13 protein-coding genes, 1 pseudogene and 1 riboswitch are annotated in these 13,221 nt (G+C 67.6%); of the genes and pseudogenes, 13 read left to right on the forward strand and 1 reads right to left on the reverse strand.

Annotated elements, in window-relative coordinates; genetic code table 11:
- On the reverse strand, nt 1–2,506 hold a 2,506-nt coding region (locus VBO01S_RS28100; protein WP_062481577.1), incomplete at its 3' end, for a DUF748 domain-containing protein.
- 713 nt (nt 2,507–3,219) lie between these two features.
- Between VBO01S_RS28100 and VBO01S_RS28105 the strand changes: the two genes are divergently transcribed.
- The 13 genes and pseudogenes from VBO01S_RS28105 to VBO01S_RS28165 all read left to right on the forward strand — a co-directional run.
- Nucleotides 3,220–4,080, forward strand: a complete 861-nt coding sequence (locus VBO01S_RS28105; protein ID WP_062481551.1) for a lytic transglycosylase domain-containing protein — start codon at nt 3,220–3,222, stop codon at nt 4,078–4,080.
- Nucleotides 4,081–4,129: 49 nt separating this feature from the next.
- Nucleotides 4,130–4,256: riboswitch (ZMP/ZTP riboswitch) on the forward strand.
- 38 nt (nt 4,257–4,294) lie between these two features.
- Entirely contained in the window at nt 4,295–5,539 is a 1,245-nt protein-coding gene (gene glyA / locus VBO01S_RS28110; protein WP_056582058.1) for a serine hydroxymethyltransferase, read from the forward strand.
- A 33-nt stretch (nt 5,540–5,572) separates the two neighbouring features.
- The gene (nrdR, locus tag VBO01S_RS28115) at nt 5,573–6,016 is read left to right on the forward strand and encodes a transcriptional regulator NrdR (protein WP_007836918.1); all 444 of its coding nucleotides are present in this window, start codon (nt 5,573–5,575) and stop codon (nt 6,014–6,016) included.
- Nucleotides 6,017–6,044: 28 nt separating this feature from the next.
- On the forward strand, nt 6,045–7,175 hold the full coding sequence (gene ribD / locus VBO01S_RS28120) for a bifunctional diaminohydroxyphosphoribosylaminopyrimidine deaminase/5-amino-6-(5-phosphoribosylamino)uracil reductase RibD (protein ID WP_062481554.1): 1,131 nt from the start codon (nt 6,045–6,047) through the stop codon (nt 7,173–7,175).
- An 86-nt stretch (nt 7,176–7,261) separates the two neighbouring features.
- Nucleotides 7,262–7,924, forward strand: coding sequence for a riboflavin synthase (locus tag VBO01S_RS28125; RefSeq protein ID WP_062481557.1), 663 nt, complete (start codon nt 7,262–7,264; stop codon nt 7,922–7,924).
- The gene (gene ribBA / locus VBO01S_RS28130; protein ID WP_062481560.1) at nt 7,921–9,075 is read left to right on the forward strand and encodes a bifunctional 3,4-dihydroxy-2-butanone-4-phosphate synthase/GTP cyclohydrolase II; all 1,155 of its coding nucleotides are present in this window, start codon (nt 7,921–7,923) and stop codon (nt 9,073–9,075) included. Before VBO01S_RS28125 ends, ribBA begins: the two co-directional genes overlap by 4 nt.
- 6 nt (nt 9,076–9,081) lie before the next feature.
- Nucleotides 9,082–9,543 carry a 6,7-dimethyl-8-ribityllumazine synthase gene (gene ribH, locus VBO01S_RS28135; RefSeq protein WP_062481562.1) on the forward strand — a complete coding sequence of 154 codons (462 nt, stop codon included), beginning with the start codon at nt 9,082–9,084 and terminating at the stop codon, nt 9,541–9,543.
- Nucleotides 9,540–10,070, forward strand: a complete 531-nt coding sequence (nusB, locus tag VBO01S_RS28140; protein ID WP_062481565.1) for a transcription antitermination factor NusB — start codon at nt 9,540–9,542, stop codon at nt 10,068–10,070. Before ribH ends, nusB begins: the two co-directional genes overlap by 4 nt.
- A complete protein-coding gene (locus VBO01S_RS28145) occupies nt 10,067–11,254 on the forward strand; it encodes a pyridoxal phosphate-dependent aminotransferase (protein ID WP_062481568.1) in 1,188 nt (395 codons plus the stop codon). Before nusB ends, VBO01S_RS28145 begins: the two co-directional genes overlap by 4 nt.
- Before the next feature lie 61 nt (nt 11,255–11,315).
- Nucleotides 11,316–11,774 carry a tol-pal system-associated acyl-CoA thioesterase gene (gene ybgC / locus VBO01S_RS28150; RefSeq protein ID WP_062481580.1) on the forward strand — a complete coding sequence of 153 codons (459 nt, stop codon included), beginning with the start codon at nt 11,316–11,318 and terminating at the stop codon, nt 11,772–11,774.
- Entirely contained in the window at nt 11,771–12,493 is a 723-nt protein-coding gene (gene tolQ, locus VBO01S_RS28155) for a protein TolQ (protein WP_062481571.1), read from the forward strand. The genes ybgC and tolQ overlap by 4 nt, the downstream gene beginning before the upstream one ends.
- Before the next feature lie 34 nt (nt 12,494–12,527).
- Nucleotides 12,528–12,965, forward strand: coding sequence for an ExbD/TolR family protein (locus VBO01S_RS28160; protein WP_062481574.1), 438 nt, complete (start codon nt 12,528–12,530; stop codon nt 12,963–12,965).
- Between the two features lie 3 nt (nt 12,966–12,968).
- Nucleotides 12,969–13,221, forward strand: a pseudogene (locus VBO01S_RS28165) (cell envelope integrity protein TolA); the annotation flags it as partial.

A 13,221-nucleotide genomic window follows, 5' to 3' on the forward strand; every position in this document is an offset into this window, starting at 1 on the left:
CGCCCGAAGCCCGCTGCGGTGCCGAGGCGGCCGGCGCGCGGGTCGTGGTGGTCGTGCCACCCGGGCCCTTCCTGGTGCTGGCTTCGGTGGCGGCGGCCGCGGCGGCCTTCGAGGCTTCCTCGCCCTTCTTGGTCAGGCTCAGCAGGTTCAGGCGGCCGGTGGGGTCGACGATCACGCGAGCGAAGAAATCGGTCAGCGTGGTTTCGCGCACGTCCACCGTCGGGGCCGCGTTGGGTGCGAGGCTGACCTGCAGGCCGCGCAGGCTCAGGGTCTTCCAGCTCAACAGCTGGCTGTTGTTGCGGTCGAAGCCCGGCGACTGGGTCAGCGAGACGCTGTTGGCGCGGAAGTCGTCCAGCGCGGTGTCGCCGGCCAGCTTCAGGCTCATGCCGGCCGGCGCGCTCGCGTAGCGCACCGTGCCGCGGTAGTTCGCGAAGGCGCGGCGGATGTCGACATTGAGCGCGTCGGCGTAGTAGGCCTTGAAGGCATGCGCCGGGAAGGACGCCACCTCGAGCCGCCCTTCGGCCGCCAACGGCTTGAGCACGATGTTGCCCTTGTAGTCGAAGCGTCCCGGGTCCGCGCGGCGGCCGGCGCCGATGCGGCCCGACACCTGCAGCGGCGAGACGGTGTTGGTGTCGGGTGCGATCTTCTGGGCCAGCAGCTTGAAGGCCGTGACCTCGATCGCCACCGGCGCCGAGCCGGCCTTGTCCGCATAGGACAGGCTGCCGTTGTCGACCGCCAGCGTGCCCAGCGTCAGCGCCCAGGGCTTGGTGTTGGCGTTGTTGGGGCGCGCCGCGCCGGCGTCGGCCGGCTTGGGCGCCGCCACCTTGGCGCCGCCGGCCGGGGTCTTGAGCCAGCGCTCGAACATCCAGCGCTTCTCGTTGTCGCGCTCGACGCTCACCTTGGGGTTGGTCGCGGTGAACGACGCAATGTTCAAGGTGTGTTTGGTCATGTCGACCTCGGCGTCGACCAGTTCGAAGCGCCCGACGCTGGCCAGCGCGGTCTTGGCCTGGGTCAGCGCCAGGCCGTCGGCGGCCAGGCGGCGCGCCTTGAACTTCAGGTCGGGCTGGGCCCAGGAGACGTCGATCTGGCCGCTGAGCTTGCCGTCGAGCGTGGGCTCCAGGCTCTGCGCCAGGTACGGCGCAGCCAGCGACAGCGGCAGCGCCTCGACCTCGGTCTGCACGTCGGCGACCTTGTCGGTGGCGTTGCCCTTGAACTTCAGCATGGCGCCCGCGACGGCAGTGCTGCCGTCGAACTGCGCGGGCTTTTCCATGGGCCAGGTGACGGCCGTGAGGTTGATGCCGAGGTCGGTGAGGTCGATGGCTGCGGCGGGCTTGACGGTTTCGTCGCGCCAGCCGACACGGCCGCCGTCGAGCGCGATCTTGTCGACCTGCACCTTGAGCTTGGGCTTCTCGACGGCCGGTTTGCCGTCCGCCGCGCTCGCGGCGGGCGCAGGCAGCGGCGCCGCCTTCTCGGCCGCGCCGGTCGCCGGGTCGGTGGCCATCAGGTTGAGCTGGCCGGCGGCGTCGCGCGCCACCACCAGCTGCGGCTTGGCCAGCGCGACCTCGCTCAGGTGGAACACCGACTCCAGCGGTCGCACGTCGGCCAGCGCCAGCTTGAGCGAGTCGAAGCCCAGCAGGTCGCGCCCGCGCGCGTCGCCCAGCTTGGCGCCGTGGGCCTCGACCGTGCCGGTGATCTTCAGGCCGATGGTGTTGGTCTGCTGGAAATCGATCTTCAGGTCGGCATCGAGGCTGCCGGCCTGCAGCTTCACCGGCAGGCCGCCGGGGATGTAGCCCAGGTACGGCACGAGGTCCAGCCCCTTGAACTGCACGTGGGCGTCGGTCTTGCGGCTTTGCGCGAACGGGGTCGTGAAGGCGGCCGAGTCGAACTGGCTGCCATTGAGCGCGAAGGCCAGCTTGGGCTCGGTCTTGATCTCGCGCTTGGAGGCGAGGTTGCTCAGGAACGGCACGTTCAGCATGAAGCCGCGCAGCTCGTGCCGGCGCTTGACGGTCTGGTCGTCAAAGTCGACAGCGCCGTCCTTGATCGAGATGTTGTAGATCGCGAAGCGCGCGGGCTCGGCCTTCGGATCGGGCGGCGGGCCCGAAGCCAGCTTGGCCAGGATGTCGTCGATGTCGTACTTGCCATCGGCCAGGTGCGTGAGCAGCACCGCGGGCGCCTCGACCGTCACCGCGTCGATCACCGGCGCAAGGCGGAACAGCGATTGCAGTTCGGCGTCGGCATAGATGCGCTTGATGGCCACCTGCGGCTGCTTGCCGTCGGCGGTGGCGATGCGCAGGTCATTCAGTGCGAGCTCGAGCGTCCAGGGTTTGAAGTCGATCTTGCCGACCGTGACCTGCCGGCCCAGCTTTTCGCTCGCGATCTTCTGGAGCTGGCTCTTGGCGATCGGCGGCACCGCCAGCCACGCGATGACCCACAGGGCCAACAACACCAGCAACGCGACGACCCCACGCCGCACCCATTTGTTCTGTTTGATCGAAGCAGCATCCATCCGCAGAAGTGTGCCGCAAACAGATGCCAACAAAGTCTGCCGAAACGTGAATGCGTTCCCTTTTGGCGAGGCGTTGTGATGCGAAGGCAATCACCGCCGGCGTGGATAGGCCGAAAGTGCGCGCCCCGAAAACAAGAAAGCCCGGTGAGTCGACGAAGTGTCTTGTCACCGGGCTTGATGGCGGGCTCAAAACCCATGCCATCGATTCGCGCGACCGGAAGTAATGGTTCCCGCCGTGCTGGCAGCAAGAGATTGCCGCCGTGGAGTCCTCCATCGTTCGAGTCCTTGACTTGCACCTCGGACTGCCTGACTTCGGAAAAACGCCTGAAACCTCAGGCCCGTCCAGATTAGGCGTCTCACCCTTCCTTTGCAAATCCCTTTTTCCAAGGGATTTCCCGTAGGCCCGCGCCCCCTGGAGCCCCCTCGAACGAGGGGATTCTTCAAGCACTTATTAACATATGAAACCAAATCCTTATGCTTGACCGTGTATTTAGCCACGATAGAATCCCGCCTGCCCTTGCTGCCGGACGCAGCAGGGCCTCCCTGAATCCGCTGCCGAATTCCACCGGCGTGATCAGGCCGCCGCGCTCCCTACCCCACACCCCCTCCATGCGCGGAGCCTGATTCGTACATACCAATCCAAGCGCCGCTGCCTTCATCCACCGCCCTTTCAGGCGCTGCATGCCAGGTGCCGCACAGAAAGGAAAAAAGCGATGAGCAAGGCGTTTGATGCCACAGCCCGCGGGCTACGGACCTTCGTGTCCGATGTGGCAGACGGCTTTTTTGAAATCACCCACAACGGGTTTGCGCTGGTCGGCCTGGCCATCGTGTTCGCGGCCCTCGCCCTCGTGGCGCGCCCCGACCTGCGCAAGACCGGCGAGGAACAACTGATGGGCTGGCTGCAGTCGCGCAAGCCCGCGCCCGAACCCACCGACCTGGAGCCGACCGCCATCGAGCGCACCACGGCCGCGAGCCCCGACGAGCTGCCCAAGCAGCAGGCGGCGGTGGCCTACTGGCTCAGCAAGAAGTACCGCGTCGCGGCCGAGCCGCTGAGCGTGCTGGTCTCCGAGGCCTACCAGATCGGCAAACGCACCAAGCTCGACCCGACGCTGATCCTGGCCATCATGGCCATCGAGTCCAGCTTCAACCCGTTCGCGCAAAGCCACGTCGGCGCCCAAGGCCTGATGCAGGTCATGACGCGCGTGCACGGCGACAAGTACGAAAGCGCGGGCGGCACACTCACCGCCTTCGACCCCGTGACCAACATGCGCGTCGGCGTGAAGGTGCTGCAGGAATGCATCGCCCGTGCCGGCTCGCTCGAAGGCGGCCTGCGCTACTACGTGGGCGCCGCCAACCTCGACGACGACGGCGGCTATGCCGCCAAGGTGCTGGCCGAGCACGAGCGCCTGCGCCAGGTCGCCGCCGGCCGCGCGCCATCGACGATGGTCGTGCCGCCGCCGACCACGGCGCGCGCACAGCCGATTCCGGTCGTGGCACCGGCCAAGCCCGCGGGTGAAGAGCCCGCCACCGGCAGCGAGCCGGCCAAGGTCGCCCTGCTCTCCGCAGTTTCCTGAGGCCTTGCCGGCCCTCCCGGCCCGGATGCGTGCGGGCCTGCGCTACACTCGGCCTGTACGCGACTGGCGATAGGCGCAGCACCCTGAAAAAGGTGCCACGCGCTGACGTGGAATACCACTGGGAAGCGTGCCGCCTGGCCACAACAGGCGTTCAGCCGTTCGCCTGGGCAGCCCTTGTTTGGTTGAACAAGGACCTCGTCTTCAAAGGACTGCCATGTACCAACGCAATATCCTGGTCGAACAGACCGATCCCGAAATCTGGGCCGCCATTCAAGCCGAAAACGCGCGCCAGGAACATCACATCGAGCTGATCGCCAGCGAGAACTACGCCTCGCCGGCCGTCATGCAGGCCCAGGGCTCGCAGCTCACCAACAAGTACGCCGAAGGCTACCCGGGCAAGCGCTACTACGGCGGCTGCGAGCACGTCGACGTGGCCGAGCAACTGGCCATCGACCGCGTCAAGCAGATCTTCGGCGCCGACGCCGCCAACGTGCAGCCGCACTGCGGCGCCTCGGCCAACGAAGCCGTGATGCTCGCCTTCCTGAAGCCCGGCGACACCATCATGGGCATGAGCCTGGCCGAAGGCGGCCATCTGACCCACGGCATGCCGCTGAACATGAGCGGCAAGTGGTTCAACGTCGTGAGCTACGGCCTGGACGCCAACGAAGCCATCGACTACGACGCGATGGAACGCAAGGCGCACGAGCACATGCCCAAGCTGATCATCGCGGGCGCCTCGGCCTACTCGCTGCACATCGACTTCGAGCGTTTCGCCAAGGTGGCCAAGGACGTCGGCGCGATCTTCATGGTCGACATCGCCCACTACGCCGGCCTCGTGGCCGCGGGCGTGTACCCCAACCCGGTGCCGCACGCCGACATCGTCACCTCAACCACGCACAAGAGCCTGCGCGGCCCGCGCGGCGGCATCATCCTGATGAAGTCGCAGCACGAGAAGGCGATCAACAGCGCCATCTTCCCCGGCCTGCAAGGCGGCCCGCTGATGCACGTGATTGCCGCCAAGGCCGTCGCGTTCAAGGAAGCCCTGACGCCCGAGTTCAAGGCCTACCAGCAACAGGTGGTCAAGAACGCCCAGATCGTGGCCGACACCCTCACCTCGCGCGGCCTGCGCATCGTGAGCGGACGCACCGAAAGCCACGTCATGCTGGTCGACCTGCGTTCCAAGGGCATCACCGGCAAGGAAGCCGAAGCCGTGCTGGGCGCCGCCCACATGACGATCAACAAGAACGCGATCCCCAACGACCCGGAAAAGCCGATGGTCACCAGCGGCGTGCGCATCGGCACCCCCGCCATGACCACGCGCGGCTTCAAGGACGAAGAGGCCCGCATCACGGCGAACCTGGTGGCCGACGTGCTCGAGAACCCGCGCGACGCGGCGAACATCGACGCGGTGCGCGCCAAGGTCCACGCCTTGACGAGCCGCTTCCCTGTCTACCGTTGATTTCGTAAATAGAAGAAGAGAAGCACTGGCCGCATGAAATGCCCTTTTTGCGGTCATCTCGAAACGCAGGTCGTCGAGACCCGCGTTTCGGAAGACGCCGACTTCGTCCGCAGGCGCCGCCAGTGCAGCGCCTGCGACAAGCGCTTCACCACATATGAGCGCCCGGACGTCAACTTCCCCGTCGTGGTCAAGAAGGACGGCAGCCGCGCCGATTTCGACTCGACCAAAGTCCGCGCCTCGATGATGCTGGCGCTGCGCAAGCGCCCCGTGAGCATCGAGCAGATCGACAACGCCCTGCTGCGCATCGAACAGAAGCTGCTGGCCAGCGGCCTGCGCGAAATCGATTCGACGAAAGTCGGCGAACTCGTGATGCGCGAACTCAAGAAACTCGACAAGGTCGCCTACGTGCGCTTTGCCTCGGTATACCGCAGCTTCGAGGACGTCGACGAGTTCCGCCAGCTGCTGCGCGACATCTGACCCCCGAGAAGGCGTGAACGAGCCCGGCATGTCCTCTTCCCGACACGACGCCTCCCACATCGCCACCGCCCTGCGGCTGGCCACCTCCGCGATCCGCCTGACCGACCCGAACCCGCGCGTCGGCTGCGTGCTGTGCGACGCCAACGGCCGCGTGATCGGCCAGGGCCACACGCAACAAGCCGGCGGTCCGCATGCCGAGGTGATGGCGCTGCGCGATGCGCAGGCCCAGGGCCATTCGACTGCGGGCGCGACCGCCTACGTCACGCTCGAACCCTGCTCGCACCACGGCCGCACCGGCCCCTGCTGCGACGCGCTCATCGCCGCCGGCGTGCGCCGCGTCGTGGCCTCGCTCGCCGACCCGAACCCGCTCGTGGCGGGACAGGGCTTCGAGCGCCTGCGTGCGGCGGGCGTCGAGGTCGAAGTCGGCCCGGGCGCCGACGAATCCCGCGAGCTCAACATCGGCTTCTTCAGCCGCATGATCCGCCAGCAGCCTTGGGTTCGAATGAAGATCGCCGCCTCGATCGACGGCCGCACCGGCCTGCACAACGGCGTGAGCCAGTGGATCACCGGCGAGGCCGCGCGCGCCGACGGCCACGCCTGGCGGGCCCGCACCGGTGCCGTGCTGACCGGCGTCGGCACGCTGCTCGAAGACAACCCGCGCCTGGACGTGCGCCTAGTCGACACGCCGCGCCAGCCCCACCTCGTGGTGGTCGACAGCCACCTCCAGACCTCGCCCGACGCTCACATTTTCATAGCTGGCCGCGCCGTCTGGATCTACGCCGCCAGCCGGCACAACGAAGAAAAGGCGGCCGCGCTCGAAGCCCGCGGCGCCACCATCACCTGCCTGCCCAACCTGCACGGCAAGGTCGACCTGCCCGCGATGCTCCAGGACCTCGCGGCGCGCGGCGTCAACGAGCTGCATGTCGAATCGGGCCACAAGCTCAACGGCTCGCTGCTGCGCGAAGGCTGCGTGGACGAGCTGCTGGTGTACCTGGCGCCCAAGCTGATCGGCAGCGGGCTCGACATCGCCAGCCACCTGCACGCCGAGGGCCCGCTCACCTCGCTGGCGGGCGCGCTGCCGCTCGAATTCAAGTCGGTGGACATGCTGGGACCTGACCTTCGCATCGTCGCGCGCGTCGCCGGCCGCGACCGCTTCTGAGCCGCCGCCCACGCGGCGCGGCACATTCGCAGCCGCAAACCGGCCCTTCGGGCCGAAGACCCCTCGATGTCTGCGAAAATGTGGAAATGTTCACCGGAATCATCACCGGCGTGGGGCGCATCGCCGCCATCCACGACCTCGGCACCTCCTCCTCCTACGGCAAGCGACTCAGCATCGAGGTGCCCGACGGCTACCTCGACGACGTCGGGCTCGGCGACAGCATCGCGCTCAACGGCGCCTGCATGACTGTCACCACGCTCGCACCTGAACGCGGGCAATTCACCATCGACATTTCCGCGGAGTCCCTCGACAAGACGGCCGGCCTGACCGACGAAGGCAGCCGCATCAACCTCGAGAAGGCCCTGCGCGCGAGCGACCGCCTCGGCGGCCACATCGTCTCGGGCCACGTGGACGGCATCGGCCACGTGAGCTTCTTCGCGCCGGTCGGCGAAAGCTGGGAACTGCGCGTGGTCGCACCGCCCGTGCTGGCGCGCTTCCTGGCCTACAAGGGCTCGATCACCATCAACGGCGTGAGCCTCACGGTCAACAGCGTGAGCGACATTGCCGAGGGCGCCGAGGTCAGCATCAACCTGATCCCGCACACCGTGGAAAACACCTCCCTCGGCGGCCTGAAGGCCGGCTCGAAGGTCAACCTCGAAATCGACACCGTGGCGCGCTACGTGGAGCGCATGCTTCAGGCCGGCATGCTCACGCCCTCTCCTACGTCTCCCAAGGACACTTCGAAATGAACGCCTCCGTCACGCCGATCGGCGCCCCGCGCGCCGACCGTGCACCCGCACCGATCTCCCCGGTCGAAGACATCGTGGCCGAGCTGGCCGCCGGCCGCATGGTCATCCTCGTGGACGAGGAAGACCGCGAGAACGAAGGCGACATCGTCATCGCCGCCGACCACATCACCGCCGAATCCATCAACTTCATGGCCCGCCACGCGCGCGGCCTGATCTGCCTCACGCTGTCGCGCGAGATGTGCGAGCGGCTGCAGCTGCCGCCGATGGTCCAGCGCAACGGCGCCAAGCATTCGACCGCCTTCACCGTCTCCATCGAGGCGGCCGAAGGCGTGACCACCGGCATCTCGGCCGCCGACCGCGCCCGCACCGTGCAGGCCGCCGTGGCACGCAACGCCGTGGCCGCCGACCTGGTGCAGCCCGGCCACATCTTCCCGCTGCAGGCGGTGGACGGCGGCGTGCTCATGCGCGCCGGCCACACCGAAGCCGGCTGCGACCTCGCCGCCATGGCCGGCTGCTCGCCCGCCTCGGTGATCTGCGAGGTGATGAACGAAGACGGCACGATGGCCCGCCTGCCCGACCTGCAGATCTTCGCGGCCGAACACGGCATCAAGATCGGCACCATCGCCGCACTCATCGAGCACCGCAGCCGCGTCGAATCGCTGGTCGAAAAAGTCGGCTGCCGCGAGATCCAGACCAACTGGGGCACCTTCACCGCCCATGCCTTCGTCGACAAGCCCAGCCGCGGCGTGCACCTGGCGCTGGTGCGCGGCCAGTGGGCCCCCGAAGAGACGGTGTCGGTGCGCGTGCACGAGCCGCTGTCGGTGCTCGACGCGCTCGAGGTCAACCGCCCGATGCACTCCTGGAGCCTGGACGCCAGCCTCTCGCACATCGCGAACGAAGGCAAAGGCGTGGCCGTGCTGCTGAACTGCGGCGAAACCGCGGCCGAGCTGCTCGCGCAGTTCGACGGCACCGCGCGCCCCGCGCAAGCCCCGGAGCGCGGTCGCATGGACCTGCGCAACTACGGCATCGGCGCGCAGATCCTGCGCGAATGCGGCGTGCACAAGATGAACCTGCTCGGCGCGCCGCGTCGCATGCCGAGCATGGCCGCCGGCTTCGGCCTCGAGATCGCCGGTTACCTCACGAAAGACTGAACGACCATGCAAGGTTCCAACAAGGGCGAGATCACCCTCAACGGCAAAGGCCTGCGCATCGGCATCGTGCAGGCGCGCTTCAACGCCGACATCACCGACGCACTGGCCGCGGCCTGCCTGTCGGAGCTCGAGACGCTCGGCGTGGCCGCCTCCGACATCCATCATATGCAGGTGCCCGGTGCGCTCGAAGTGCCCGTGGCACTGCAGGCGCTCGCCGAGCGCGGCGGCTACCACGCGCTCGTGGCGCTGGGCTGCATCATCCGCGGCGAGACCTACCACTTCGAACTGGTGGCCAACGAATCGGGCGCGAGCGTGAGCCGCGTCGCGCTCGACTACCGCCTGCCCATCGCCAACGCGATCCTCACGACCGAAAACCTCGAACAGGCCGTCGCCCGCCAGACCGACAAGGGCCGCGACGCAGCCCAGGTGGCGGTCGAGATGGCACAACTGCTGGCCACCCTTTCATGACCGAAGACACCTCCAAGTCCGCCAAGCCCCGCCAGTCGCGCACCGGCCTCACCAGCACGGGCGCACGCAAGGCCGCGGCCAAGTCGAACCGCAGCCGCGCGCGCGAGTTCGCGCTGCAGGCGCTCTACCAGCACCTGGTGGGCCGCAACGACCCGACCGACATCGACCACTTCACGCGCGACCTCGCGGGCTTCCACAAGGCCGACGCGGCGCACTACGACGCGCTGCTGCACGGCTCGATCAACGGCGCCGAACAGCTCGACGCGCTGATCCTGCCGCTGCTGGACCGCAAGTTCGCAGAGATCTCGCCCATCGAACACGCCGTGATGTGGATCGGCGTGTACGAGTTCCAGAACTGCCCCGACGTGCCCTGGCGCGTGGTGCTCAACGAGTGCATCGAACTCGCCAAGGAATTCGGCGGCACCGACGGCCACAAGTACGTGAACGCCGTGCTCAACGGCCTGGCACCGCAGCTGCGTCCGCTCGAAGTGGAAGCCGACCGGGCCACCGGCAAGGCGCGCCCATGAGGATCTCGACGCGCGCGCAGCGCATCGAACCGTTTTACGTGATGGAGGTGGCGAAAGCCGCCGGCGTGTTGGCCCGCGAAGTGGCCCACACCGACCGTCCGATGATCTTCCTGAACATCGGCGAGCCTGATTTCACCGCCCCGCCCCTGGTGCAGGAAGCCGCCGCCCGCGCCGTGCGCGCCGGCGCCACGCAGTACACGCAGGCCACCGGCCTCGATCATCTGCGCGAGCGCATCAGCGGCTGGTACAAGCAGCGCTTCAATGTCGACGTGCCGGCCCGCCGCATCGTCGTCACGGCCGGTGCCTCGGCCGCGCTGCAGCTGGCCTGCCTCGCGCTCATCGAATCGGGCGACGAGATCCTGATGCCCGACCCGAGCTACCCCTGCAACCGCCACTTCGTGAGCGCTGCGGATGGCAAGGCCGTGCTGGTGCCGACCACGGCCGAGGAGCGCTTCCAGCTCACCGCCGCCAAGGTCGAGGCCGCCTGGACCGACAAGACGCGCGGCGTGCTGCTGGCCTCGCCTTCGAACCCGACCGGCACCTCGATCGCGCCCGACGAGCTGCGCCGCATCCACGAGGTGGTGTCGCAGCGCGGCGGCATCACGCTGATCGACGAGATCTACCTGGGCCTGTCGTACGACGATGCCTTCGGGCAGACGGCGCTGGCCATCGACGACAACGTCATCAGCATCAACAGCTTCAGCAAGTACTTCAACATGACCGGCTGGCGACTGGGCTGGCTGGTGGTGCCCGAAGTGCTGGTGCCGGTGGTCGAGCGCCTGGCGCAGAACCTCTTCATCTGCGCGAGCACGGTGTCGCAGTACGCGGCGCTGGCCTGCTTCGAGGCCGAGAGCATCGCCGAGTACGAACGCCGCCGCGCCGAGTTCAAGGCGCGCCGCGACTGGTTCATTCCGCAACTGAACGCGCTGGGCCTGAACGTGCCCGTGGTGCCTGACGGCGCCTTCTACGCCTGGGCCGACTGCACGAGCGTGGCCGACAAGCTCGGCATCTCGGGCAGTTGGGACTTCGCCTTCGAGACCATGAAGCGCGCCCACCTGGCCGTGACGCCGGGCCGCGATTTCGGCACGGCCGAGACCGCGAAGTTCGTGCGCTTCTCCACCGCCAGTTCGATGGCGCACCTGCAGGAATCGGTCGAGCGCCTGCGGGCCATGATCGCGCAATGAGCGTAGCGCCGGGCCGCCCCAAGCAAGCTCGCGCCGCAGTGCGAAGCACGGAGGCATGCAAGTGACTTTCGAGTTTCCGATCCGCGTCTACTGGGAAGACACCGATGCGGGCGGCATCGTGTTCTACGCCAACTACCTGAAGTTCATGGAGCGCGGTCGCACCGAGTGGCTGCGCTCCCTGGGCGTCGAGCAGCGCAAGCTCAAGGAAGCCACCGGCGGCCAGTTCGTGGTGAGCGAAACGCAGCTCAAATACCATCGGCCCTCGCGGCTGGACGACGAACTGCTGGTTACAGCCGAGCTGCGGCAACTGGGCACCGCGTCGTTGATAATCGGTCAGCGCGTGCTATCAAAAACAGAGCAAGAACGCACCGGGGCCGCGGCACCGGTCTTGCTGTGCGAAGGCACGATCCGCATCGGCTGGGTGGACGCCGCCACCTTGCGCCCTGCGCGCATTCCGGCCCAAGTTTCGGGAACCCTCGAGCACTCCAGCGGCTCCATGACTCAACCTTTCAAGCCATGAACCAAGATCTCTCCATCATCAATCTCCTGCTCCACGCCAGCTTCGTGGTGCAACTGGTCGTGCTGCTGCTGGTGATCGTGTCGGTCGCCAGCTGGGCCGCCATCATCCGCAAGTACTTCGCCCTCAAGCGCATCCGCGTGCTCAACGACGACTTCGAGCGCGAGTTCTGGTCGGGCACCAGCCTCAACGAGCTGTTCGCCTCGGCCGCACAGAACGCCAAGTTCGCCGGCCCCATGGAGCGCATCTTTGCCTCCGGCATGCGCGAGTACCAGAAGCTGCGCGAGCGCCACGTGACCGATGCGCCCACGCTGCTCGACGGCGCCCGCCGCGCGATGCGCGCGAGCTTCCAGCGCGAGCTGGACGCGGCCGAGCAGAACCTGTCGTTCCTGGCCACCGTCGGTTCGGTGTCGCCGTACGTGGGCCTGTTCGGCACGGTCTGGGGGATCATGCATGCCTTCACCGGCCTGGCCGCCCTTACGCAGGTGACGCTGGCCACCGTGGCGCCCGGCATCGCCGAAGCGCTGGTGGCCACCGCCATCGGCCTGTTCGCCGCCATTCCCGCAGTGGTCGGCTACAACCGCTTCGCGCGGGAGATCGACAAGATCGCCATCGCCCTGGAGACCTACATCGAAGAGTTCTCCAACATCCTGCAGCGCAACCTCTCGGCCAACCCCGGCGCCGTGACGCCCGCCGCCTCGGTCACCGCCGCGAACCGCTGAAGAGCGGCGCGCACAAGACAAAGGACGCGACGACATGCCCGCCGTTTCATCCCGGGGCCGCGGCCGCCGCACGATCAACGAGATCAACATGGTCCCGTTCATCGACGTGATGCTGGTGCTGCTGATCATCTTCATGGTCACGGCCCCGCTCATCACGCCGAGCGTGATCAACCTGCCTTCGGTCGACCGAGCCAACAAGCAGCCCGAGAAGCCCATCGAGATCGTCATCAAGAGCGACGACGAAGTGCAGATCAAGAAAGATCCGTCCACCGGCACCGGCGGCGCCTCGATTCCCATGACGCAGATCGGCTCGGCGGCCAAGGCCGCGCAAGGCGGCGACGCCCAGCGCCCCGTGGTCATCAGCGCCGACAAGTCGGTGAAGTACGAAACCGTCGTGAAGGCGATGAACCAGCTCAAGCGCAGCGGCATCGAGCGCGTGGGGCTGTCGGTCACGACCACGGGCGGCAAATAAGGCATGTCGCTCGCCCTGGATCGCCCCGAGTTCGCGCCGCCGCCGCAACGCGGCACGCCCCGCGCGGTTGCGCTCGCCCTCATTGCCCATGCGCTGCTGATCGCCGCCCTGACCTGGGGCGTGCGCTGGCGCAGCGAAGCCGACGACGGCGCGGTCGATGCCGAGCTGTGGTCCACCACGGTGATGCAGGCCGCCCCGCGCCTGTCGGTGCCGGAGCCGCCGGCGCCTGTGCCTGCACCGCCGCCGCCTGCACCCG

This window comes from Variovorax boronicumulans NBRC 103145, assembly GCF_001591345.1.
Taxonomy (GTDB): domain Bacteria; phylum Pseudomonadota; class Gammaproteobacteria; order Burkholderiales; family Burkholderiaceae_C; genus Variovorax; species Variovorax boronicumulans.